This is a genomic window from Amycolatopsis vastitatis, from assembly GCF_002234595.1.
Taxonomy (GTDB): domain Bacteria; phylum Actinomycetota; class Actinomycetes; order Mycobacteriales; family Pseudonocardiaceae; genus Amycolatopsis; species Amycolatopsis vastitatis.
This window is the reverse complement of the sequence record NZ_NMUL01000005.1, coordinates 358,541-383,052: the sequence shown is the minus strand read 5'-3', so window position 1 is coordinate 383,052 and position 24,512 is coordinate 358,541. Positions and strand designations below refer to the sequence as shown.

Sequence of the window (24,512 nt, the reverse complement as noted above, 5' to 3'; positions counted from 1 at the left end):
CGTCCGGGGTTAGTCACCGTGATTGTCGCCCAGTTAGACACCCACCCCAGATCAAAGAGGCTGAAACAGCGGTAAGTGGAGTGTCACTCCACTTACCGCTGTTTCAGCCTCTTTCGCTGCTCAGCGACTAGAGACATAGTAGTAGAGTAGGAAAAGAGCTGTCACCATTGGCGTCACCCATCTGTCCCACCTAAACCCGCAGGTCAAAGGGGGTTAAGTGACAGGTGCGACAGTCTCGACATCCCGCAGGCGTCACTCACCTAAAAGACGAGGCGCAAGCACTGTTCCGCCGCCGCGCAGCAACCAGCCCCTCAGGGCGACAGGTCCAACCTCGCAGGCCCGACAACGTCGGGGCCGCCGTATTCGGCCGCCTGAGGCGATCTGAGAAGGCCAAATTCGGCTCGTTCCCAGCGCGCACGTGAGCCTAGCGGGCTTGGTTGACTCCCTCGCCAAGTAGCTCAAGGCGAACGACAAGAGCCGTCTGCGGCAGAACAGGGCGGCCCCAACGTCCGCTAGAATGGCTCAGCATGAAGGTATTTCTAAGCTGGTCCAGTGAATATAGTCGCCAAATTGCCGCCTCAGTTAGAGAATGGCTACCTTTTCTGATCAACGAGGTTGAGCCATTTATGTCTTCTGGGATCGAAGCTGGCGCTCGCTGGCAGGAAGAAATATCATCACAGCTCGAATCAACAGATTTCGGGATAGTGTTTGTAACAGCTGAAAACCAAGGGAAGCCTTGGCTAAATTTTGAAGCCGGAGCATTGGCTAAGTCTGTTTCAGCGAGTCATGTCGTACCCCTTGCGATTGACCTTGGGCTGGCAGATATCCAAAATCCGTTAGGTCAGTTCCAGGCGCAGAGGCTGGACGAGGCTGGAATGAAAAAGGTCATCCGTGCATTGAATTCTGTCGCACAAAGGCCAATGGATGCAGGCATGATCGATAAGCTTCTGGCTACATGGTGGCCCGAACTTCATCAGAAGATAGAAGCTATTAAGGCTGGACCACTCGCCCAAGCAGCACTAGTTCAACCAGAGCGGCCCGAGCGTGAAATTTTGGAAGAGGTCCTGTCAACGGTTCGCGGATTGGCTCGTTCGCAGCGTGCAAACTCGAGTCAGATGCAGACAGTTTCAGTGGTGACAGAGGAGAGTCTTCGGGGTGGTGGCCGTATATACGAGCCCTTCTCGCGACTACCAGCGAGCCAGAGACAATTCTATCAATATGTCAAATCGAAGTTACCCGCAGCCTATGACGGTGAATTCGCGACACGACTGTCTCCAGACGGGGGAGTCATCTACTTCAAGAATTCTCCGAGTGGCGAAATTTTAGAAGCGCTTGATAATATTACAAAAGGCGCTAAAGTCCCCGTGCGAATCGAGGTGGGACCGAGCTTTTTTCCGGACAGGTATCTCGATGGCGGAAACAACTCTTAAGAATTAGCCAACTAGACAGCCTTTGCGCCATTGGTTGCCGAAATTGCTTGCACGAGTGGCGACGGGTACGCGGTCACCGTCCTCGGCTATTGGCACGCAAGGCGCGCGCAGGGGTCCCGCGAGATGGCGTTGGGTGGCCGCTCGCCCCGAGGAACGAGGCAATCTGCTGCGCGGGAGCCTCGCAGCACAGCCGGTTGGTCCCGGGCACTGTACGGGCGGAGTGTGGGCTGACCACAACTCCCCGCTGCGCCCACAGTGGGTGATCACCTGGACACCGGCCGCCGGTTGCAGCGCCGGCGGCGGCAGATGCTCGCCGCCGACGGATGGGCCGTACCGCTGCTGACCCTCGAAACCGCCTGCCCCACCATGACCAGCGGCGGAGACGCCGTGCTGGTCGAGTGGCCGGAGGAGAACCCGCACGCCCGGCTGGTCATCATCGACACCTACGAGAAGATGCGCGGCTCCGACGCCTCGGGCATGTCCGCCTACGCCGGCGACTTCGCCGCGGCCGGCCGGTTCAAGCAGCTCGCCAACCACTACAGCGTCCCCTTCCTGCTCATCCACCACGTCCGCAAACAAGGCGCGGAGGACTGGCAAAACCTCGTGTCCGGCACCAATGGGCTCACCGGTGCCGCGGACGCCACGCTCGTACTCGAGCGCGGACGTGGGCAGGCGGACGGGACGCAGCACGTGATCGGACGCGACGTCGAAGAGGCCGACTACGCCATGACCTTCGATGCCACCGCCGGCAGGTGGACGAAGCTCGACGGGCCGGCCGCCGACCACCTGGTCGGCGACACCCGCGCGCAGATCCTCCGCCTGCTGCGCGACCACGGGCCGCTCGCGCCCAAAGCGATCGCCGAAGCGCTCGACCCCAACCCGGCAGCATCCGCCAGACCTGCAAGCGCATGGGCGACGCCGGCCAGCTCGCGCGCACGGTGGACGGCATCTACAGCGCGCCAGGCGCGAGTGACAGCAGCCCCACACCCACCCAGTCACACCTGTCATGGGTGTCACCCCAGGCCGCTGACCAGCACGAACCCGAGTGACACCCCGAGTGACACCCACCGAGAGGAGCACCCGTGTTCGTCACCTCCACCGACCCGCAGCACGACGCGAGGGGACACCCGATGGACATCGCCATCACGCCGGCCGCGGTTCCCGCGCGGCACTTGTACACGGTCCAGGAAGCCAAGCGCCTGCTTTCCATGAGCCGTTCGGTGATCTACGAGCAATTGCGCGCCAGTCGCCTCGGGTCCGTGAAGCAGGGCCGGGCACGGCTCATTCCAGCAAAAGCCATTCAGCAGTACGTGGATCTTCTCATCAGCGAAGCGGAGGTGACCGGCTATGGCAACGCGGCGTAGTCGTGGGGATGGCGGACTCTACTGGGACGAGTCGCGCCAACGCTGGACGGCAGAAGTCACCGTCGGGTTCCGGCCGGACGGCAAGCGCATCGTGCGGAAAGCGCGCGGCAAGACGAAGACGGAAGCCAAAGCCAAGCTCAAGGAACTGCTCGACGACATCGAGAAGGGTGCCGCAAACGCGTCGGCCGGGTACACGGTCGAGCACGCCCTTGACGACTGGTTGAAGCGCTACGCACAGTGCCAGCGAGACCCGAACACGGTCAAGGCAGTCCGCTCGCTGGTCAACAATCACATCGTGCCGCCGCTGGGCGCACGTCCGCTGGTGAAGCTGGAAGTCGACGACGTAGAAGACTGGCTCGCGGAAAAGGCGGAAGTGCTGGTGACGTCGACCGTGCGTAACCTCCGGTCGATCCTCCAGCGAGCGATCAACCGCGCGCAGGTTGGGAAGCGCGTCAAGCACAACGTGGTGTTGCTGTGCGATGAGCTGCCAGCCGGGAAGGGGACCGGGCGTCCGTCGAAGGCGCTCACGCTCGCCCAAGCCGAAGCGGTGCTCGCGGCGGCGGAGTCGTCGCCGATGCGGGCCTACATCGTGGTGTCGCTGCTGACCGGCGCGCGAACCGAGGAGATGCGCCCGCTCACCTGGGATCACGTCGACCTGGTGGGCAAGCCGGACGCGACGCCGGCGATCCCGCCGAACATCAAGGTGTGGCGCTCGGTCCGCGCCCGCGGGGAGACGAAGACCCGGAAGTCCCGGCGCACGCTGGCGCTGCCTGAGCGGGCCGTGAGGGCGCTGGAAGACCACCGGGTGGCCCAGAGGCGGTGAAGGCGGTCGCGGGCGACGACTGGCACGAACAGGGGCTCGTGTTCGCCACGAACGTCGGCATCGAGCGGGACGTCAACAACGTCCGCGGGACTTCCGTCGTGTGGTCAAGGCGGCCGGGCTCAACCCGACCCAGTGGACGCCCCGGGAGCTGCGCCACAGCTTCGTCTCGATCCTCTCGGACGGCGGGATGCCGATCGAGGAGATCTCGCGACTGGTCGGACACAGCAGCACGGCCGTGACGGAGCTGGTCTACCGGAAGCAGATCCGCCCGGTGGTCGAGTCGGGCGCGGTCGCGATGGACCAGATTTTCCCCCCGGCGGGTGCACGGGCTGAGCCTTCTCGGCCTATCGACTAGCCGTCTTAGTCATCCACTAGAAGGTCAGCCTCCACCCGAGCCGTCGGTTGGAGGCTGGGTTAATCGGAACGCCGTCCTAGCTCGCCCACGCGGGCTTGCCCGCCGTCGTCGCCAAAGCGCCAGAAGGCCCCGGTCTCCAATGGGAGCCGGGGCCTTCTGCTCGGTCAGGTCATCATCCGAGGAGCTTAACGCGTGAGCAGGAATTCGATCAGCGGCTTGAACTGGTCCCAGTGCAACACCGCGTAAAAGGCCAGCGCGACCAGCGCTGCGACGGTGAGGAGCACGATCATCGTCCGGCGAAACCGCTCGGGGCACCGCAGGATGTTGTCGGCCAGTTCGTACGACGTAGTGGGTGGGCGGAATGTGTCCGGGCACGTCGGGACACGTCGAGTACAGTCACACACGTGGCATCAACTCCGAAGGTTCGCTAGCCGGGTGGGTTGTCACATCGAGGGCGTTCGGGTGGTCAGAGACCCGAGCGCCCTCTTACATTTTCCGATGTCGTCTCTTGCCTTGCGGTTGGAACCAAGCCTAACGCTCCCTCGACAGTTGACTTCTCCGTAGTGACATCATGCAGGACTGGTTACTCCATTGCGGGTACGCGCAACATGAGCGCGCACCGCTGAGCTGGGAGAACTCCACTCAGCCAAGGTGGCAGCAGGCCAGACAGGAAGCACGGCATCGTTTTGACAATTGACATCGTTACATGGCAAGTGACACGCGCCCACCAACCCGGTAGCACAGTGCGTACATGACCGGGCACTCCCGAAGTACAAGTTCGAACACACGTCCTAACTTGTCAGATCCCACGGCCTAGCCCGGCGCCGCCCTCGGTGGACCAACGCTCCCTCGACGAGTGAACCTGCTGAAGTTTCTTCTCCTGCCGACCAGGCGTCTTAGTCACCCACTTAGTCACCCACCAGACGAGTCAGGCCCCATCCGAGGTGTCTCGGATGGGGCCTGACCTGCGGAGCCGCCTAGGGGAATCGAACCCCTGACCTATTCATTACGAGTGAATCGCTCTGGCCGACTGAGCTAAGGCGGCATGTCTCCGGCTCGCGCTGGCGACGGTAGCAAGTGTAGCGGAGACTCTGCGCGTCACTTTCCGGGGGGACCGTCGTTAGGGCCCTATGACGTCGGTCTCACTCCTCGGTCGACCTATCTGGAGGCTCTGGCACATGCGGCGAAGACTGCCCCGTTCGGTGGCCCTGCCGGCGGCCGCTGCGTTGCTCCTGTTCAGCTCCGCGCCCGCGCAGGCCGATCCCGTCTATCCGACGACGCCGATTCCGCAGCCGGCGAATCCGGGGCAGGCGCCCATTTCGGCGCCGATCGGGCCGCAGCCGCTCGGGCAGGCCGTCGGGGATGCCGGGACCGCGCTCGGGATCATCCGGCTGCTGCCCAACGCCGTGCCGACGAGCACCATCCTGCCGGGGTTCGGGCAGACGCTGCCGAAGCAGTCCGCGCTCGAGGCGGGCATGGGCCTGTCGAGCGCGTCGGCGAACTCCGACGCCTACCTGAGCTATGAGAAGGCCATCGCGCAGGCGTCGCCGTTCGGGTTGTCGGTGGGCGGGAACGCGCCGCAGACGCCGGGCAGTGTCGTGCAGACCGCGTTGCCGGACAACCCGCAGCCCATCAGCGGGGGACTCAACGCGCCGTCGAACCCGCTGCTCAACGTCGGTCTGCTCAACGGGAGCGCGCACGCGCGGTGGAGCCCGACGCTCGGTCCGTGCGTCGACACCATCGCCGACGCCAGCACTTCGGTGGCGAGCCTGTCGCTGCTGAACGTCATCCCCTCGATGCCGAACCTGGGCCTCGACGCCCTCAAGCCGAAGCTCGACCCCGGCGCCCTGGCGAACGGGTTCGACCTCACCAAGGGCCTGCAGAGCCTCGGTGGCCTGCTGCAGGGCGGCGGCCAGACCGCGGCGAACGGGGCCGGGTCGCTGCTGAGCCTGCCGAACACGCTGTCGTCGCGGTCGCAGGTCAAGCTGGTCGACCTGCCCGGCTCGAAGAACAAGGCCGTCCAGGCGACGTCGACGCTGCAGGCCGCGGACATCGAGATCCTCAAGGGCACGCCGCTGGCGCTGAGCGTCAAGGTGGCCAGCCAGCCGACGCTCAAGGTGACCTCCACCGGCGACGCCAAGACGTCCAAAGTCGAGTACACCGCGCCGGTGCTGACCATCGAGGCCGGCGGCAAGGTCCTGTACACCCTGGATGCCGCGCACCCGACCAAGGACATTCCGATCGGGCTGCCCCTGAAGGGGCTGAGCAACCAGTTCGGGCAGCTCAGCGACATCCCGGTGGTCGGCGGGCTGGTCTCGACGCTCACCAAGGGCGTCCAGCAGGTCGGCGACACCGCCGGGACCGTCCTCGACCTCGGCGTGCTGCGGCTGAGCATCGCCGGGCTCGACCAGAAGTCCGCGAACATGACCACGCCGTTCAAGGGCTTCCAGCTCGGCGCTTCGGCGCGGATGTTCGACCTGCAGCTGCTGCCGACGACCAAGCTCAAGAGCCTGCTGCCGGACGACCAGGCGAAGAACCTGCCGTCGTCGCTGGCCCAGCTGTCGCTCGGCGAGCAGGTCGCGCGGGCCTACGCGCCGACCGGCGGCGTCATCTGCGGGACCACGTCGACGCCGCCCGCCGGCGGCGAGGCGCCGAAGGGGCCGGTGAAGAACCTCGCCTACACAGGTGGCGCCTACGACACCGTGCCGCTGTTCTGGACGGGCACCGCGATGCTGCTGCTCGGCGTGGTCATGGTGGCCGCGATGCCGGGCGGACGGCGTCGCCCGCTCGCCGTCGCCGTCGAGGAGAAGCCGTTCAAGCCGTCACCCCGTCCGCGCGAATGATCCGAGGGGTGTGAAGGAACCCGTCAGGTTCTCCTGGCGGGTTCCTTCGCGTTCAGCCCTGGCGAAGCGTCGTGACCATCGCCTCGATCGCGATGCGCGGCTTCACGTTCAGGTCGATCGCCTCGCGGCATTCCAGCACCGCTTCGAGCCGGCGAAGCGTCGACTCCGGCGTCCACGCGTGCGCTGCTTCGCGGATCTGGTCGGCGTGGTCCGGGTGGTTGAGCGACGCGCCGGAGCGGGTTCCCGTCACCAGGACGTCGCGGTAGAACCCGGCGAGGTCGACCAGCGCGAGGTCCAGCGTGTCGCGCTGGGTCCGGGTGGCGCGGGACTTCTGCTTCTTCTCCAGCTGCTTGACGGCGGCTTCGGCGGCCCGCTTCGCGCCGGCGACGCCCTTGCCGATGCCGTCGCCGCCCATCGCGGTGCGCAGCTCGTTGCGCTCGTCCTCGTCGCGGCCCTTGCTGGCCTCGCCCGCGTCGGCCTCGGCCGCGCTGATCAGCTGATCGGCGCACGTGAAGACGTCACTGGCCCGGCGGAGGCCGAGCGGGATCCGCAGCACGGTGGCCCGGCGCTGCCGCGCGGCCTCGTCGGTGGCGAGCCGGCGCGCCCGGCCGACGTGGCCGCCGCACACCGACGCGGCCCACTGCGCGCGTTCGGGGTCGACATGGTCACGACGCATGAGCACGTCGGCGATCGCCTCCGGCGGCGGCGTCCGCAGCGTCACCAGGCGGCAGCGCGAACGGATCGTCACCGAGACGTCCTCGGGGTGGTCGGACGGCGCACAAAGCAGGAACACCGTCCGGTCCGGCGGCTCCTCGACGGCCTTCAGCAGGGCGTTCGACGCGCCTTCGGTGAGCCGGTCGGCGTCCTCGATGATCACGACCTGCCAGTTGCCGGTGGTCGGGCGGCGTGCGGCGGCCTGCACCAGCGCCCGCATCTCCGCGACCGAGATCGACAGGCCTTCCGGCACGACGAGCCGGACGTCGGCGTGGGTACCCGTCATGGTCGTGTGACAGCCGGGACAGGCGTCGCAGCCGGTGCCGGTGCTGCACTGCAGGGCCGCGGCGAACGTCCGCGCGGCCACCGAACGGCCGGATCCGGGCGGCCCGGTGAGCAGCCAGGCGTGCGTCATCGCGCCGGGCGGTGCGGGCTCACCGGCGACGATCTTCGCGGCGGCCGACGCGGCCGCGCTCAGCGTTTCGACCGCGGGCTCCTGGCCGACCAGCTGGTTCCAGACACCGATGCGTTCGGTCGTCGTCACTTCGCCTCCACGCGAGGCGCTTCCGGGGTATCGATGGGCAGCGTTTCCAGCGGGAGCGTCACCGGCTTCTCCGTCGTCGGCGCCAGCGAGGCCTGCCGGCCGACGAACACGGCGCGCAGCGCGGTGCGGATGCGCTCGGCGACCTCGGCGTCGGTGCCGTCGGCGTCGATCACGACGTAGCGCTCCGGGTCGGCCTCGGCCATCTCGGTGAGCAGGTGCTGGACGCGCCACTGGTCGTTCAGCGTGGCCGACTTGTCGCGCGGCGCCCCGTTGGGAGCGGAGTCGAGCAGGACGGTCAGGTCGGGACGCAGCCGCCCGGTCGCCCAGTCGGCGAGGCCTTCGAGCTCGTCGCTGTCCAGCCCAGCGACCGCCGACAAGTGCGCCAGCGGGGAGTCGACGAACCGTTCCATCACGACCACCGAACCGGCGTCGAGCGCCGGCTGGACGTGCCGCTCCACGATGTCGGCCCGCACCGCCGCGGCCGCCAGCGCCTGGGCCCGCGCCCCGGTCAGCGAAGCACCGGAGACCAGCGCGGCGAGCCGCTTGTCGTCGAGCGCCGGATCGGAGGCGACCACGACCGGGCGGGTGCCGCCGCGCAGCCAGTCGGCGAGGTTGACGGCCTGGATCGCGGTGTTGATCGCCGTGGTGCCTTCGACGGCGATCAGGAAGCCGTTGACACGCCGAGGTGTGCGACGCAGCGCGTTGCGCAGGTCGGACAGAATCGGTTCGGTGCGCTTGTCGTCCATCTGCCGGTAGGCGAAGAGACCGGCGACCAGCGCGATGGCCGCGCCGCCGAGCATCACCGGGCGCGTGCCGTCGATCCTGAGCTCGTTGCCCCAGACGGAGACATTGCGCTGGTGCACCAGACCGACCAGCAGCGGCACGGTGACCGTGGTGCCGAACAGCACGAGCTTCATCATCAGCTGGTAGATCGCGTTGATCCGGCCGCGGATGGCGTCTTCGACGCGTGAGCCGATGATCGTGACGCCGGTGAGGAACGCCGTCCCGGCCCAGATGCCGACGAAGAACACACCGACCAGCGCGATCGTCAGGTGCGGCGACAACGCCACCACCAGCAGCGAGAGCGCAGCCGCGATGATCGAGATGCCGAACAGCCGGTCGTGCGCGAGCCGCCGGGCGAGCTTCGGCGCGGTGGCCATGCCGGTCGCGAGCCCGAGGAACACGGCCAGGACCAGCAGGTTGAACGCCGAGTCACCGGCCAGCAGGCTCGAGGAGTACGGCTTGGCCGAGCCGATCACGGCACCACCGGCGGCGAACGCGCCGAACGCGCCCACCAGCAGGCCGCGCACGAGCGGCGTGCTGCGGATGAAGCGGAAGCCGTCCGCGATCATCTGGCCGACGCCGACCTTCTCTTCGTCGGCCGCCTTGACCTTCTGCTCCGGCAGCTCGTGCACGTTGCGCAGGGAGAGTTCCGGGATCCGGGTGGCGATGAGGATCGCGCTGGCCAGGTAGAGCAGGCCGGTGATCATGACGACGAGCTTCGCGATGCTGAGGCTCGCGTCGTCGTTGGGGAAGAAGTGGAACGTCGTGTTGACGCCGGTCAGGATCGCGTTCGCGCCGGCCGCGGTGATGACGGCGAGGCCGTAGGTCATCACCATGCCGAGCTGGTTGGCCGTCTCGACCTGGTCGGGACGGCGGAGCAGGTTCGGGACCGCCGCCTCTTTCGAGGGGATCCACATGCTCGCCGCGCTGCCGACGAGGAAGTTGCCGACGAGCAGCCACCACGGCGCGCTGACGATCGCGATGGAGAGCAGGAACCCGCACCGCAGCAGGTCGGCGACGACCATCACCTTGCGGCGGTCGAACCGGTCCGCGAGCAGCCCGCCGACCGGGGCGAACAGCAGCCCCGGCGCCAAGCCGGTCAGCACCACGCCGACGAACGCGAAGTTCTGGGCGAAGTAGTTGTCCGTGAGCTTCGTGGCCAGGCCGGTGAGGGCCAGGATGTTCAGCCAGTCGGCCACGCTGCACAGGTACGTGACGCCCCAGAGGCGCCGGAACGGTTTGATCGCCAGTACCCGCCGGACCCGGTTGATCGTGGACGCCTCGGCGCCCGACGACGCACCCGGGCCGGCCCCGGGTACCGATCGCACGCCCTCGCTGATACGCCCACCCCATTAGTCACCGCGGCGTCGGACGCCCCCGTGAGGTCGTCCGACCGTGAAGCCAGGGTAGCCCGATCGGCCTCTGGCGCGCGGCACGGCCCCGTGGTGCGGGGCAGGCGGTGAGCAGCGGACGGACGCTAGTCGAACAGCCCTGTCACGCTGCTGACCAGGCTGGACACCATCTCGATGGCGACGATGCCGAACACGATCAGCAGCACCACGGCCAGCATGACTCCGGCCGCGCTCGACGACGGCCGGTTGAACGCCGGCATCGACATCGAGGGCATCTTCGGCAGCTTCCGCCGCCGGACGGGCACGACTTCCAAGTCGTCGGCGTCGTCCTCGGGCAGCACCTCCGACCGGACGGGCCTGAGCAGCTGCGGCGGCCGGGTCGGCCACGTGCGCTGCCGGTTCCGCTGCCGGGGCAGCACCCCCAGCGGTGGCGCGACGGCCTCGCCCACCGAAGTCAAGGTGCCCGCCGGCGGGATGGCTTGCGGGGCCCTGACCCCTTCATCACGCAGCGTCTCTTCGACCATCCGGCGCACGACCTCTTCGTCGGGCGGCACGGGTCCGGCCACCGGGATGGCAGCGGGCTCGTGGCCGTTCGGGACCGCGACGCCCGGCTCGGGTGCCGCGGTGACCAGTCCGGAGACCGGGTCCGCGAACGTCTCGCCGGACGCAGCGGACAGAGTGCCGTCGCGCTGAGTGAGCTCGGGGGCATTGAAGAAGGGAGCCTCACCGTTCGCGCTCATGGTGACCACCTCACTACTGAATGTCCTCGCCTTTCCAGGGTAGCGACGATGGCGGATAACGCATCCGCCCAATGGCTCTGTCTCCAGTGGAGAGTCGGTCACGCAGCGCAAGCCCGTACCCGAACCTCTGCAGTGTCCAGTCCGCGCGTGGTCTGGTCGACCGCCGATGGTGACAGATTGTAGTGAGCCCGATCACACCGGTGCGATCCGCGGCTGCGCCGGCCATGTCACGGGAACCGCTTTCTCAGGGCACCTCCTCCTGTCCGAGGTCGATCATTTTCCGGCACCAGTCGCGGAGCATGCCGCGGCTGAAGGGACTGAGGACCAGCTGGCGCCGGCCGTCGCCACGGTCGAGCGCCGCCAGGGCGAAGCGGCCCAGATCCGTGTCGACCAGCACGAAGCCGTGGTCGGGGAACTCCGCGCACAGGCCGCCGAACGCCAGCATGTCCAGCACCGCGGTGCCCGTACGCGGACGGGCCAGCAGTTCCCGCATCGCGCCCACGTCGTCGTCCTGGCCGTCGTGCACCAGGCCGTCGTCGTCCACCGTCACCCAGATCGCCCGGGGCGAGGCCCCGAACGGGACCTCCGGCAGCTCCGCCACCAGCATTTCCGGCAGCTCCTCGAAGTCGGCGAGGTGGATCGCCGTGCGGCCGGGCAGCGAGCCCATCATGAAGGCCCGCTCGCCGTCGGCGTAGCACCGGATGTCCGCCGTCTCCGGTCCTCCGTCGAACACGCCGCACAGCGCCGCCCGGACCGAACCGCGCAGCATCAGCGACACCACCTCGAAGCCAACCTCGTTGAGCTCGCCCGCCTCGCCGAACGGCGTGCCGTCGATCCAGGCGGCCCACGCCACGTGCCGCTCGACCTCGTCGACCAGGTCCGCCGGGTCGTCGGAGACCGGGCCGTGCACCAGGATGTCGTGGTCGCTGACGTCCGGGTTGTACAGCCGGTCGACCGGCTCGCGATCCGGCATCGCCGCCAGCACCGGCCAAGCCGCCAGCTCCAGCAGCTCCCGGGCCGCAGTCCGTTCAGCCATGACAGCGCACCACCTCCCCCGCCGCTCCGTTCCGGCCGGCCGTCGCGCGACCGTGGTCGTCGCGGCAGACCGGCTCGGCCGCTCGGCCCGGGCCGCTCCCGGCCAGACCGGACTGAGCGGCCCCGCCCTCCGTGGCCCGCTGGTCCGGCAGACCGCTGTTCAGCTCCGCCGCCTCGAGGATGGCTTCGCCCACCGTGAGGTCCATCGGCGCCGGGGCGACCTCCGGGTCCTTGCCTGGGGGCGGCTCCGCGGCCACCGGGGCCGGCCGGTGCGCGTCGTACTCACGCATGGCTCTGCACCGCCTCGACGATCCACTGCTCGGCCGTGCTCCGCGACGCCGGACCCCACGTGACCGTCCAGCGCCCGTTCCGCCCCACGGCGGCGCTGAACTGGTACCGGCCGAGGTCGTTGTCCACCAGCCCGAACGCGCCGTGCGGGTATTCGGCCAGGATCGCGTCGCGCACCGCCAGGTCGACGAGCACCGTGCCCAGCCGGGGCCGCGCCGCGCACGCCCGGATCAGCTCCACCGCCCGCTCGCACCGGCGCGGGATCAGCCCGCGCTCGTCGGTCTCGATGCGCAGGTGCTCTCCCGGCCCCGGCGGCCGGTCGGGCAGCCCGTCGAACACCCAGCCCGGCAGCTCGCTGAGGAACCCGGACCGCAGCCGCGCGCGGTTGCCCAGCTTGTGCAGGACCGTGGTGTAGTCCTCGTCGCCGAAGAACCGCACTTCCCACGGCTGGGGCCGGGCCGGGAAGACGCCGGTGACCACGCCGCGGATGAAGCCACCGCGCAGCGCCCGGTACAGCCCGACGGCCTCGGCCGTGACCTCTCCGCCCGGCGCGAGGCCGATGGCGGCCATCCCGGCCACGAACCGGGTGTACTGCTCGACCTCGTCGGCCAGGCTCCGCTCGGCCGGCGGCGACGGGCGACGGCCCGGCAGCGGCGAGGTGTCCGCCAGCACCGGCGGGATCTCGAACTCGGGGTCGTAGAACTCCATCACGGAGGGCCGCTCCGGCACCTCGGCCGACAGCGGGGCGATGACCTCGTCGATGACGTCGAAGACGGCGACTGCGTTGCTCACCCCTCGATTGAACACCCTGGCACCGACAATTTCTCGCACATTTGTTCGACTGGGTGACATCGTTCGGTGAGCGGTCGGCGGGCGGCTCAGCCATGGTCCGGCACCCGCCCCTCGACGAAGTCGGCCAGCCGTTCCACGCTTCCGGGCAGCCACCAGAACCGGCGGTGGCCACCCCGGCGTCTGCCGAGCGCCGCCAGGTGACGGCCGCGGTCGTCGTCGACGAACGCCAGCATCTCCCACGGCCGCCGTGCGCCGTCGCGGATGACGTCCAGCTGGACGGTACCGAGCCGGGTCCGCCGCAGATCGTCCATCAGGTCGAGGACGAGACACTCCTGCTCGGGCTCCAGCACCCCGCGCTCGTCGGCGTCGAGGTACAGGCCCTCGCCCGGCGCCGGCGGTAGGGGAGGCAGCCGGGTGAACGCCAGCCGCAGGAGTTCGGCGACTGAGCCCGGCGAAGGCCCGGACAGGCTCAGGCCGTCACCGGCGATGCCGAACCTCGTCCGGTCGTCGAAGAACGCCGAGGTCCACGGTTCGCCGGACATCGCGACGGCCACGCCGCAGACGCCGCCGCTCCCGAGGAAGCCCGGGAGGGATTCCACCAGGTCCGTCGCGGTGGAACTGCCGGCGGCCGCCGCCCGGACCGGCTTGAGGATCTTCGTGGTCACCGTGTGCACGGTGCGTGGTGTTTTGGTCACGCGTTCATGGAACCCGGCACCACCGACAATTTCCCGAACATCCGTTCGAGGTGTCACCTGAAGGTGTGACGTCGAAGGCCTCCCCACCATGTCAGCGGGGAGGCCTTCGAGACGGACTTACTTCGTCTTCGTCGCGGTGGAGCGCTTGGTCGTGGCCGACTTCGCGGCGGCGGCCTTCTTGGTCGTCCCCGCCTTGACCGTCTTCGCCGTCGTCGAGGCCGGCTTGCGCGCGGGCGCCTTCCGCTTCGGCGCCGGCCCCTTGGCCCGCTTCTCCGCCAACAGCTCGGACGCCCGTTCCGCGGTCAGCGACTCAATTTCGTCGCCCTTGCGCAGCGTCGCGTTGTACTCGCCGTCGGTCACGTACGGGCCGAACCGGCCGTCCTTGACCACCATCGGCTTCTTCGACACCGGGTCCTCGCCGAGTTCCTTGAGCGGCGGCTTCGCCGTCGCGGACCGGCCCCGCTGCTTGGGCTCCGAGTAGATCTTCAGCGCTTCTTCGAGGGTGATCGAGAAGAGCTGGTCCTCGGTCGAGAGCGAACGCGAGTCCGTGCCCTTCTTCAGGTACGGCCCGTAGCGCCCGTTCTGCGCCGTGATCTCGTCGCCGGACTCCGGGTCCTTGCCGACCACGCGCGGCAGCGAAAGCAGCTTCAGCGCGTCTTCCAGCGTGATGGTCTCGATGTCCATCGACTTGAACAGCGAGCCCGTACGCGGCTTCGGCGCCTTCGCCTTGGCGGCCTTCTTCTGCGCGGCCGTGGCGTCTTCGGGGATCTCGATCTCCGGCAGCACCTCGGTCACGTACGGCCCGAAGCGGCCTTCCTTCGCGACGATCTCGTGCCCGCTCACCGGGTCGGTGCCCAGCGTCCGGCCCTCCTGCGGGGTCGCGAACAGCTTCTCCGCGATCTCCTGCGTCAGCTCGTCCGGCGGCAGGTCCTCCGGCAGGTTCGCGCGCTGCGAGTTCCCGTCGACCTCGCGCTCGAGGTACGGCCCGTAGCGGCCGACGCGGACCACGACGGTGTGCCCGTTCTCGTCGCTGAACAGCGGGATCGAGTTGATCTCCCGCGCGTCGATGTCCTCGACGCTGCCCTCGACCAGCTTCTTCAGGCCGCCCAGCCGGCCGATCGAGCCGTCGACACCCATGTCGCCGCCGAAGTAGAACTTCGACAGCCACTGGCCGCGCTGCTCGTCGCCGTTGGCGATGCGGTCGAGCTCGTCCTCCATGCCGGCGGTGAAGTCGTAGTCGACGAGCCGCTCGAAGTGCCGTTCCATCAGGCCGATCACGGCGAACGCGACCCACGAGGGAACGAGCGCGGAACCCTTCTTCCAGACGTAACCGCGGTCCTGGATGGTCTTGATGATCGACGCGTACGTCGACGGGCGGCCGATGCCCAGCTCTTCCAGCTTGCTGACCAGGCTCGGCTCGGAGTAGCGCGCCGGCGGCGACGTGGTGTGGCCGTCCGGGTTCAGCTCGGACGCGGTCAGCGCCTGGTCCTTCTCGAGCACCGGCAGGCGACTCTGCTTGTCGTCGGCCTCGCCACCGGTCTCGGTGTCGACCGCCTCGACGTACGCCTTGAGGAAGCCCGCGAAGGTGATCGTGCGGCCCGAAGCGGCGAAGGTGCACTCTTCGCCCGAAGTCGCGTTGCCGACGATGCGCACGGACATCGTGGTGCCCTTGGCGTCCGCCATCTGCGACGCGATCGTGCGCTGCCAGATCATCTCGTAGAGCCGGTACTCGTCGGTGTCCAGCTCGCTCGCGACCTGCCCCGGCGTGCGGAAGACCTCGCCCGACGGCCGGATCGCCTCGTGGGCCTCCTGCGCGTTCTTGACCTTGCGCGTGTACTGGCGCGGCGACGGCGAGACGTACTCCTTGCCGTACAGCTGCGTGGCCTGGCTGCGCGCGGCCGAGATCGCCGACTCCGAGAGCGTCGTGGAGTCGGTACGCATATAGGTGATGTAGCCGTTTTCGTACAGCTTCTGCGCGATCCGCATCGTGCGCTCGGAGGTGAACCGCATCTTGCGGCCCGCCTCCTGCTGCAGCGTCGACGTCATGAAGGGCGCGTACGGCTTCCGCGTGTACGGCTTCTCCTCGACGCTCGAGACCTTGAAGTCACGCTGCTTCAGCGCCTCGGCCAGGCGCCGCGCGTCGACCTCGGCCAGCACGCGGACCTCGTTGTTCGACGCCTTGAGCTGCCCGTCCGAGCCGAAGTCGCGGCCGGTGGCCAGGCGCGCGCCGTCGACGGCGACGAGCCGGGCCGGGAAGTTCCGCGGCGAAGCCTCTTCCCCGGCGTCCATGGTCGCCGAGATGTCCCAGTACGACGCCGAGGTGAAGCGCATGCGCTCGCGTTCACGCTCGACCACGATCCGGGTCGCCACCGACTGCACACGGCCCGCCGAGAGCTTCGGCATGACCTTCTTCCACAGCACCGGCGAGACCTCGTAGCCGTAGAGGCGGTCGAGGATGCGGCGGGTCTCCTGGGCGTCGACGAGGTCGGCGTCCAGCTCACGGGTCGAATCGGCGGCGGCACGGATGGCCTGCTCGGTGACCTCGTGGAAGACCATCCGGCGGACCGGGACCTTCGGCTTCAGCGTCTCGAGGAGGTGCCACGCGATGGCCTCGCCCTCGCGGTCGGGGTCCGTGGCGAGGTAGAGCTCGTCGACGTCCTTCAGCAGGCTCTTGAGCTCGGTGACCTTGGACTTCTTGTCCGGGGTGACCACGTAGAGGGCCTTGAAGCCGTTGTCGACGTCGACGCCGAGCCGCGCCCACGCCTCGCCCTTGTACTGGGCCGGGACGTCGGCGGCACCGCGCGGCAGGTCGCGGATGTGCCCGACGGAGGACTCGACGACGTAACCGCCGCCCAGGTAGGGGGCGATCTTGCGGGCCTTCGTCGGCGACTCGACGATGACCAGCCGCCGGTGCCCGGCGCCGTTGTCCGCCGAGGCGCCGTTCTTGTTGGTCCGTGCTCCTGCCACGCTGTCCTGCTCTCCGCTCATCTCGTCCCGCCGCCGCGAGACTGCACCACGTCCCAGCCAGGGGCCGTGTCTCGACCTGCCAGTGTGCACGCTGTCCCGGGCCGGACGGCGCGGAGGTGGCCCAACACGCCGCCGGTCCTGTGTCCAGCGCATCGCCGCTGACCTCGGCGATGTTTCCTCAACGTACCGGCCAAGTGATTTCGGACACGTCCCGCGCAGCCTAGCGGGTGACCGTCCGGATACCCTCCGTTCGACGGTGGTGGGCCCGGGGATGTCACAGCTTCACTGGTTTCCCCGTCCAGCCGAAAGGACTTGCCATGACCCGACGCCTGCTCGGCGCCCTGTTCACCGCCGCGACCGCCACAGTATTACTGGGGGCCACTCCGGCGAACGCGGCCGCGGCGAACTTCGCCGGTACCGTGGCCCTGTCCAACTGTTCGGGGTCGGTGGTCAAGCCGGCCGCGACACCCGACACGGCGCCCGCGCTCGTCATGTCCAACGGGCACTGCATGGAGACCGGCTTCCCCGGGCCGGGCCAGGTAATCACGAACCGCGCCTCCACCCGGACGTTCACGCTGCTCACCGCCAGCGGGAGCAACAAAGCCACGCTTCGCGCCAAAAAGATCGTCTACGGCACCATGACCGACACCGACGTGTCGCTCTACCAGCTCACCACCACCTACGCGCAGATCAAGGCCAGCTACGGGATCTCGCCGCTCGAGTTGTCGAACGCCCACCCGACGGCCGGCGCGGCCATCGACGTCGTCTCGGGGTACTGGAAGCGCGTCTACTCCTGCAACATCGACGGCTTCGTGTACCGGCTGAAGGAAGGCAGCTGGACCTGGAAGGACTCGATCCGCTACACGTCCGCCTGCCAGACCATCGGCGGCACCTCCGGTTCGCCGGTCATCTCCGGCGGCAAGGTCGTCGGCGTGAACAACACCGGCAACGAGGACGGCGAACGCTGCACGGAGAACAACCCGTGCGAGGTCGACCAGGCCGGCAACGTCACGGTGCGCTACAAGACGAACTACGGCCAGGAGACCTACGGCATCCCGGCCTGCCTCACCGCGGCCAACGAAATCGCCCTCACCCAGGCCGGCTGCACGCTGCCCCGGCCCTGACGCGGTTCTCGCACCCGGTCAGGCCGTGCTCGTCACGGCCTCCGGGTGCGACTCCGCGTGCGGCTGTGGCGCGGCCCCGGGCCAAGCCGCTTCGGCGCCCGGCGGCGGCTCCCCGATCAGTTCCAGCAGCGCCTCCAACCGGCGTTTCCCAGTGACTTTCACGGCGGGGACCTCGGCCTTCGGGCCGGTCAGCTTCGCCGAAACGCCCAGCGGCGTCAGCGCTTCGACCAGCCGCTCGTGCATGCCGGGGGCAAGCGGGTCGACACCCAGCAGGTATCCCTGGGTGCCCGGACGGCCGCCGGCCAGCGCCCACATCCGCAGCATCGCGCCGCTCAGGCGGAAGCCCGCCGGCACCGCCTTGCCCGAGTCGTCCTGCGCCGGGCCCGCGCAGCCCTCACGCAGCCACCGCAGCGCCAGCGGGAGCAGGTCGACCCGGAACGACGTGCGCACCTGCGGGCGGCCGCAGTCGGCCTTCGACACCTGTGCGTCCGCGCCGCGGCAGCGGAACTCGCGCGCCAGGACGTGCGCCCGCCACGGCTCCTCGACGACCACCGACAAGCGGGCGGCCGTGCGCCCGAAGCCGGTGATCTGGCCGTGGCAGCACAACAGGCCGGCCAGGTCGCCCAGGCCCGGCCCGCTGGCCTCGGCGGAGAAGAGCGAGATCGTCCGATCCACCGCGACATACTAGAACACAAGTTCGATTCACGGCAGGTCTCAGGCCGATCTTCATCCGTCAGGCTGATCCAGCCGGCGGCAGGCCGGAGCGCGCTGCTCCGCCGCCGCCAAGGCCGGGATGTCCTTGAGGCCCTTGAGGTAGTCGAGCGCGTCGATGCGGTCGAGGGCCGCCCTGGCCTGGCCGAGGGCGTCCTTCGTCGCCGCCGCGTCGCCGCGGACCCGATCGATGCGCTTACGCGCGTTCTCGGCCTGGGCGCGGATCTCGGCGAACTGCCTGATGACGGCCTCGCGGCCACCGTCCGCCGACGGCACCGGAGGCGCGCCGAGCGCGTTCAGCCCGGCCAGGCTCCGGTCGAGCCCGCCGACGACCGACGAAAGGAGGTCACTGGACGTCCTTGACGCCTTCTGCGGAGTGCTGGGATCCACGGCGGGCAGCGCCGCGAGCGTGCTGACCAGGTGCGTCACCGCGTCGCAGTAGTCGCCCGCCCACCTCGCCGCGGGATCGGCCTGGGGAACCACGGTCGTCACCGGAAGATCTTGGTCCCGCGGCGGCGGCTGCACCGCGGAAGGCTGCCCGCACCCGGCGAGACCGATGGCGATCGTCGTGGTCAGAGCGGCGAAAACGGTCGACCGCTGCCGCACCCGCGTACCTCCTGCCCGACGACGTCCCGGCAGGCCCGACGGTACCGATTCGGTGCTGCTTCGCAAGTCGCCGGGCCTTTCTGGGATGGCCTGACCGGACCCCGGGCAAGCCCCGGGCCCGGCACGCGTCGCCGCGTACCGGGCCCGGGGTCACCCTGAACTCAGGCCTTGATCTCGGCCGGGGTGTCGGAAAGAACCGTCCCCCGCCGCTTCGAGACCACGATCGCCGCCACGATGATGGCGACCGCGACCAGCGAGATGATGATGCGCACCGCGGTGTTCTCGTCCGGGCCGATCGAGAACTGCACGACGGCCGGCGCGATCAGCACGGAGACCAGGTTCATCACCTTGATCAGCGGGTTGATCGCCGGGCCGGCGGTGTCCTTGAACGGGTCACCCACGGTGTCACCGATGATGGTGGCCTCGTGCGCGGACGAGCCCTTGCCGCCGTGGTTGCCGTCCTCGACCAGCTTCTTCGCGTTGTCCCACGCGCCACCGGAGTTGGCGAGGAAGATCGCCATCAGGGTGCCGCAGGCGATCGCGCCGGCCAGGTAGCCGGCGAGCGCGCCGGTGCCCAGGCCGAAGCCGACCGCGATCGGGGCGAAGACCGCCAGCAGACCCGGCGTCGTCAGCTCACGCAGCGAGTCGCGCGTGACGATGTCGACGACCTTGCCGTACTCGGGGCGGGTGGTGCCCTCCATGATGCCCGGGATGTCGCGGAACTGGCGGCGGACTTCGTAGACCACCGCGCCGGCCGCGCGGGAAACCGCGTTGACGGCGAGACCCGAGAACATGAACACCACGGCCGCGCCGATGATCACGCCGACCAGCGTGTTCGGGCTGACGATCTGGTTGACGAACGACTTCGCCGAGTCCATGCCGGTGACCACGCCGTTGCCCATGCCCGCGAGCGTCTTCGTGATCGCGTCCGAGTAGGACCCGAAGAGCGCGGTCGCCGCGAGGACGGCGGTCGCGATCGCGATGCCCTTGGTGATGGCCTTGGTGGTGTTGCCCACCGCGTCCAGCTCCGTGAGGATCTGCGCGGCCTTCTCGTCGACGTCGCCCGACATCTCGGCGATGCCCTGCGCGTTGTCCGAAACCGGGCCGAAGGTGTCCATCGCGACGATGACGCCGACGGTGGTCAGCAGACCGGTACCGGCCAGCGCCACGGCGAACAGCGCGACACCGCCGCCGAGCAGGTACGCGCCGAACACGGCCGCACCGATCACCAGCGCGGTGTACACCGCGGACTCGAAGCCGACCGAGATGCCGGAGAGGATGACGGTCGCGCCGCCGGTCTCCGACGTCTGCGCGACGTCCTTGACCGGCTTGTACTCGGTGCCGGTGTAGTAGCCGGTCAGCTTCAGGATGACCGCCGCGAGCACGATGCCGATGATCACCGCGATGGTCGCGATGACCGCCGGGTTGCCCGAGTTCTCGTACCCGGCGCCGAAGTCCGAGAAGCTGCTCGGCAGGTACACGAACGACGCGATCGCCGACAGCACCGCGGAAATGACCGCGGAGATGTAGAAGGAGCGGTTGATCGTGACCAGGCCGCCCTCACCCGCGCGCGCCTTGGTGATGTAGACACCGATCACCGCGGTGATCACGCCGATGGCCGGCACGATCAGCGGGAAGATCAGGCCGTGCACGCCGAACGCGGTGCTGCCGAGGATCAGGGCGGCGACGAGCATGACGGCGTAGGACTCGAAGAGGTCCGCGGCCATGCCGGCGCAGTCACCGACGTTGTCACCCACGTTGTCCGCGATGGTCGCGGCGTTGCGCGGGTCGTCCTCCGGGATGCCCTGCTCGACCTTGCCGACCAGGTCCGCGCCGACGTCGGCGGCCTTGGTGAAGATACCGCCGCCGACACGCATGAACATCGCGATCAGCGCGGCGCCGAAACCGAAGCCCTCCAGCACCTTGGGCGCCTGGCCGGTGTAGACCAGCACGACGACCGCGGCGCCGAAGAGGCCGAGACCGACGGTGATCATGCCGACCACACCACCGGTGCGGAACGCCACGCGCATCGCGATCTCGCGGCCGCCTTCCTCGCGCGACGCGGCGGCCACGCGCAGGTTCGCCTGCGTGGCCAGCCACATGCCGAGGTAGCCGATCGCGAACGAGAACCCGGCGCCGACCAGGAAGAAGAGCGAACGGCCGATCTTCTCCTTCCAGTCGTCGGCGGGAAGTGCGAAGAGCAGGAGGAACACGATCACGCCGAAAATGGCGAGGGTGTTCCGCTGCCGCTTGAGGTATGCGGCCGCGCCTTCCTGCACCGCCTTGGCGATGTCCTGCATCTTGGCGGTGCCCTGGCCTGCGGCCAGCACCTCCTTGAGCAGGACGTAGCCGATGACGAGTGCGGCAAGCGCGACCACGGCGACTACACCGACAATCGTGTAGCCACCTCCGGAGAGCGTGATGGACCCGCCCTCCGCGAGGAACTGCCGTGACATTCGTCCTCCAGGAGACGTCGCCGTGCGCCAGCGTCGACGGCAAGCCGAGGGTTCGACACGGCCGGCGCTGGCATGGACCCTGTACCGAGCGACACGCTAGCCGGGCAGCAATGCACGTCTCACATGACGCTCACCACAGAGGGTGTGGATTGCGGGAGTGTATTGGTATCGCAACCAGCGCCTTCACGCCGTCCCAGGGACGGTACATTCCGTTACCTTGTGAGCCTCCTCACTTGATCGATCACCCTTTCGCCGATCCGTTGGCGCAGTTGGGGATGCCGGAACTGTCGGACCCCTGTGCCAAGCTCGGCGGATGGACGACTCACGGGGGCGGCGGCTGCTGGGGCGGGTGACCGCGGGCATCCCGTCGCGCGAGAACCCGATCACGCACGTCGCGGACCTGCCGGGTCGCGCGGCAGGCTACGCAGAGTGGCCGACGTGGACGGATCCGGCGGTTGTCGCTGCGCTGCGTGACTGCGGTGTCTCGGCGCCGTGGGTGCATCAGGCGGAGGCGGCTTCGCACGCGTACGAGGGCCGTCACGTCGTGATCTCGACCGGTACGGCGTCGGGCAAGTCGCTGGCCTACCAGCTGCCGGTGCTGTCCCGGCTGGCCGCGGGCGAGAAGGCGAACGCCCTGTACCTGTCGCCGACGAAGGCGCTGGGCGCGGACCAGCTGCGTTCGGTGTCCTCTTTGGACGTGCCGGGGGTGCGGGCGGCGTCGTTCGACGGGGACACGCCGATGGCCGAGCGCGACTGGGTGCGCGCCCACGCGAACTGGGTGTTCACCAACCCGGACATGCTGCACCGCGGGATCCTCTCGGCGCACGGGCGGTGGGCGACGTTCTTCCGGCGGCTCAGCTGCGTGGTCGTCGACGAGTGTCACAGCTATCGCGGTGTCTTCGGCTCGCACGTCGCCCTGCTGCTTCGCCGGCTACGACGGGTGGCCGAGCACTACGGCGCCTCGCCGGTGTTCGTGCTCGCTTCGGCGACAACGGCTTCACCGGCTTCGTTCGCTTCGCGGCTGACGGGCGTTCCGTGCGTCGCGGTGACGGAGGACGCGTCGCCGCGCGGCGCCCGGACGGTGGCGTTGTGGGAGCCGCCGCTGCTGGAGGAACTGACCGGGGAGAACGGCGCGCCGGTCCGGCGCTCGGCCGGCGCGGAGACGTCGCGGATCCTCGCCGACCTGGTCGTCGAGGGCGCGCGTTCCCTGGCCTTCATCCGGTCGCGGCGCGGCGCGGAACTGGCCGCGCTGGGCGCGCGGCGCATTTTGTCCGAAGTGGACCCAGCGCTGACGGAAACCGTTGCGGCGTATCGGTCCGGCTATCTTCCGGAAGAGCGGCGGGCTTTGGAGGCCGCGCTGCTGTCGGGCCGGCTGCTGGGCGTCGCGACGACCAACGCCCTGGAACTGGGCGTCGACATCGCGGGCCTGGACGCGGTGGTGCTGGCCGGCTACCCGGGCACCCTCGCGTCGTTCTGGCAGCAGGCCGGCCGGGCGGGCCGGTCCGGTGACTCGGCGCTGGTGGTGTTCGTCGCGCGCGACGATCCGCTCGACACCTACCTGGTGCACCACCCGGCGGCACTGCTCGACCGGCCCGTGGAGACCGCGGTGCTCGACCCGGCGAACCCGTACGTGCTGGCGCCGCAGCTCGCGTGCGCCGTCGCCGAACTTCCGCTGACCACCCCCGAGCTGGAGATGTTCGGCGGCGCGGCGGCCCAGGAGGTGCTGGCCGAGCTGGCGGAGCAGAAGCTGCTGCGGCGCCGGTCGAGCGGCTGGTATTGGATTTCACGGGACCGCCCGCACGCCGAGGTCGGGATCCGCGGGACCGGCGGCGAGCAGATCGCGGTGGTCGAGTCGGACTCCGGCCGGATGCTCGGGACGGTCGACCCGGGGGCGGCCTGCTTCGCCGTGCACCCCGGCGCGGTGTACCTGCACCAGGGGTCGTCGTACGTCGTCGACGAGCTGGACCTGGAAACCGGGCTGGCGCTGGTGCACGCGGAGAACCCGGACTGGACGACGACCCCGCGCGAGATCGTCGACATCTCGGTGCTGAGCACCCAGGAAAAGCAGGACTTCGGCGGAGTGAGCGTCTGCCTCGGGGAGGTCGCCGTGACGTCACAGGTGGTCGGTTACCTGCGGCGGCGTCCTTCGGGTGAGGTGCTGGACCACACGCCGCTCGACCTGCCGGAGCAGAGCCTGCGTACAAGAGCGGTCTGGTACACGGTCTCTTCGGAGCTGCTCGCGAGCTCCGCATCCGATGGCGAGGTGGGGACCGGGGGCCATCGGGTGGGGACCGAATCTGCAGGGCCGGTGGGGACCGGGGACGCTCGTGAGGGGTCCGGGGCTGCCGAGGCGACCCCCGCGGGGGACCGGGGGCTTGCCCGCTCCGGGTCTCAGGTGGGGGCTCGGCCCACACGAGACACCGGGAGCGAGGTCGGCGAGCGCTCTGACCTTTCTCACGAGCTACGCAGGACACCGGGGGGTGCCGGATTGGTTCCGGCACGGGTCCCCGGTGCCCTGCATGCCGCCGAGCACGCGGCGATCGGCCTGCTACCGCTGTTCGCTACGTGCGACCGGTGGGACATCGGCGGGGTGAGTACCGCGTGGCACGAAGACACCGGGGAGGCGACGGTGTTCGTGCATGACGGGCATCCCGGGGGTGCGGGATTTGCCGAACGCGGTTATGCCGCGATTGTCCCGTGGCTGGCCGCAACGCGGGAGGCGATCGTCTCCTGCGAGTGCCCGACGGGGTGCCCGTCCTGCGTTCAGTCGCCGAAGTGCGGGAACGGCAACGAACCGCTGGACAAGGCGGGGGCGGTGGCGGTTCTGGGAACCGTGCTCGGGGCTTTGCGTCAACACGGCACCTAGAACGGCCACTCGGTGGTTCATGGA

Annotated in this window: 19 protein-coding genes and 1 tRNA gene; 8 read left to right on the top strand and 12 right to left on the bottom strand. The window is 69.0% G+C overall.

Going from position 1 to position 24,512, the window contains the following annotated elements; genetic code table 11:
• Window positions 1–527 precede the first annotated feature (527 nt).
• The 5 genes from CF165_RS05465 to CF165_RS52435 all read left to right on the top strand — a co-directional run bounded on the left by CF165_RS05465 (window position 528) and on the right by CF165_RS52435 (window position 3,972).
• Window positions 528–1,430 (top strand): TIR domain-containing protein, encoded by a 903-nt coding sequence (locus CF165_RS05465; RefSeq protein WP_093946278.1) that lies wholly within the window; start codon window positions 528–530, stop codon window positions 1,428–1,430.
• A 306-nt stretch (window positions 1,431–1,736) separates the two neighbouring features.
• Window positions 1,737–2,642 (top strand): AAA family ATPase, encoded by a 906-nt coding sequence (locus CF165_RS05460; protein ID WP_240521466.1) that lies wholly within the window; start codon window positions 1,737–1,739, stop codon window positions 2,640–2,642.
• Window positions 2,639–2,794, top strand: a complete 156-nt coding sequence (locus tag CF165_RS05455; protein ID WP_240521465.1) for a DNA-binding protein — start codon at window positions 2,639–2,641, stop codon at window positions 2,792–2,794. The genes CF165_RS05460 and CF165_RS05455 overlap by 4 nt, the downstream gene beginning before the upstream one ends.
• Window positions 2,778–3,617, top strand: a complete 840-nt coding sequence (locus CF165_RS05450) for a site-specific integrase (RefSeq protein ID WP_240521464.1) — start codon at window positions 2,778–2,780, stop codon at window positions 3,615–3,617. The genes CF165_RS05455 and CF165_RS05450 overlap by 17 nt, the downstream gene beginning before the upstream one ends.
• A 100-nt stretch (window positions 3,618–3,717) precedes the next feature.
• Window positions 3,718–3,972: a tyrosine-type recombinase/integrase gene (locus CF165_RS52435; RefSeq protein WP_240521463.1), complete on the top strand. Its 255-nt coding sequence runs from the start codon at window positions 3,718–3,720 to the stop codon at window positions 3,970–3,972.
• Between the two features lie 971 nt (window positions 3,973–4,943).
• Here CF165_RS52435 and CF165_RS05445 read toward each other — a convergent pair.
• Window positions 4,944–5,017: transfer RNA gene (locus tag CF165_RS05445), tRNA-Thr, on the bottom strand.
• A 133-nt stretch (window positions 5,018–5,150) separates the two neighbouring features.
• Here CF165_RS05445 and CF165_RS05440 point away from each other — a divergent pair.
• Entirely contained in the window at window positions 5,151–6,815 is a 1,665-nt protein-coding gene (locus tag CF165_RS05440) for a hypothetical protein (RefSeq protein WP_205660773.1), read from the top strand.
• A gap of 52 nt (window positions 6,816–6,867) precedes the next feature.
• Here the strand turns inward: CF165_RS05440 and CF165_RS05435 are convergent, their stop codons facing one another.
• The 8 genes from CF165_RS05435 to topA all read right to left on the bottom strand — a co-directional run bounded on the left by CF165_RS05435 (window position 6,868) and on the right by topA (window position 16,746).
• Window positions 6,868–8,073 carry a DNA polymerase III subunit delta' gene (locus CF165_RS05435; protein ID WP_093946277.1) on the bottom strand — a complete coding sequence of 402 codons (1,206 nt, stop codon included), beginning with the start codon at window positions 8,071–8,073 and terminating at the stop codon, window positions 6,868–6,870.
• Complete coding sequence (locus CF165_RS05430) at window positions 8,070–10,184, bottom strand: bifunctional MFS transporter/dTMP kinase (RefSeq protein WP_093946276.1); 2,115 nt, start codon at window positions 10,182–10,184, stop codon at window positions 8,070–8,072. The genes CF165_RS05435 and CF165_RS05430 overlap by 4 nt, the downstream gene beginning before the upstream one ends.
• Before the next feature lie 149 nt (window positions 10,185–10,333).
• On the bottom strand, window positions 10,334–10,948 hold the full coding sequence (locus tag CF165_RS05425; RefSeq protein WP_240521462.1) for a hypothetical protein: 615 nt from the start codon (window positions 10,946–10,948) through the stop codon (window positions 10,334–10,336).
• 244 nt (window positions 10,949–11,192) lie between these two features.
• Window positions 11,193–11,984, bottom strand: a complete 792-nt coding sequence (locus CF165_RS05420; RefSeq protein WP_093946274.1) for a hypothetical protein — start codon at window positions 11,982–11,984, stop codon at window positions 11,193–11,195.
• A complete protein-coding gene (locus CF165_RS05415; RefSeq protein WP_093946273.1) occupies window positions 11,977–12,273 on the bottom strand; it encodes a hypothetical protein in 297 nt (98 codons plus the stop codon). The genes CF165_RS05420 and CF165_RS05415 overlap by 8 nt, the downstream gene beginning before the upstream one ends.
• On the bottom strand, window positions 12,266–13,063 hold the full coding sequence (locus CF165_RS05410) for an ESX secretion-associated protein EspG (RefSeq protein WP_093946272.1): 798 nt from the start codon (window positions 13,061–13,063) through the stop codon (window positions 12,266–12,268). The genes CF165_RS05415 and CF165_RS05410 overlap by 8 nt, the downstream gene beginning before the upstream one ends.
• A gap of 86 nt (window positions 13,064–13,149) precedes the next feature.
• The gene (locus CF165_RS05405) at window positions 13,150–13,758 is read right to left on the bottom strand and encodes a hypothetical protein (protein WP_240521461.1); all 609 of its coding nucleotides are present in this window, start codon (window positions 13,756–13,758) and stop codon (window positions 13,150–13,152) included.
• Between the two features lie 117 nt (window positions 13,759–13,875).
• Window positions 13,876–16,746 (bottom strand): type I DNA topoisomerase, encoded by a 2,871-nt coding sequence (gene topA, locus CF165_RS05400; RefSeq protein ID WP_205660772.1) that lies wholly within the window; start codon window positions 16,744–16,746, stop codon window positions 13,876–13,878.
• A gap of 296 nt (window positions 16,747–17,042) precedes the next feature.
• Here topA and CF165_RS05395 point away from each other — a divergent pair, with 296 nt between their 5' ends.
• Entirely contained in the window at window positions 17,043–17,849 is an 807-nt protein-coding gene (locus CF165_RS05395) for a S1 family peptidase (protein ID WP_093946271.1), read from the top strand.
• Between the two features lie 18 nt (window positions 17,850–17,867).
• On the opposite strand, the gene CF165_RS05390 is transcribed toward CF165_RS05395, so the two are convergent.
• The 3 genes from CF165_RS05390 to CF165_RS05380 form a co-directional block, all read right to left on the bottom strand.
• The gene (locus CF165_RS05390; RefSeq protein WP_093946270.1) at window positions 17,868–18,524 is read right to left on the bottom strand and encodes a hypothetical protein; all 657 of its coding nucleotides are present in this window, start codon (window positions 18,522–18,524) and stop codon (window positions 17,868–17,870) included.
• A 51-nt stretch (window positions 18,525–18,575) separates the two neighbouring features.
• The gene (locus tag CF165_RS05385; RefSeq protein WP_093946269.1) at window positions 18,576–19,166 is read right to left on the bottom strand and encodes a hypothetical protein; all 591 of its coding nucleotides are present in this window, start codon (window positions 19,164–19,166) and stop codon (window positions 18,576–18,578) included.
• A gap of 161 nt (window positions 19,167–19,327) precedes the next feature.
• Window positions 19,328–21,622 (bottom strand): sodium-translocating pyrophosphatase, encoded by a 2,295-nt coding sequence (locus tag CF165_RS05380; protein WP_093946268.1) that lies wholly within the window; start codon window positions 21,620–21,622, stop codon window positions 19,328–19,330.
• Window positions 21,623–21,935: 313 nt separating this feature from the next.
• Here CF165_RS05380 and CF165_RS05375 point away from each other — a divergent pair, with 313 nt between their 5' ends.
• Window positions 21,936–24,488, top strand: coding sequence for a DEAD/DEAH box helicase (locus tag CF165_RS05375; RefSeq protein ID WP_167441358.1), 2,553 nt, complete (start codon window positions 21,936–21,938; stop codon window positions 24,486–24,488).
• Window positions 24,489–24,512 lie beyond the last annotated feature (24 nt).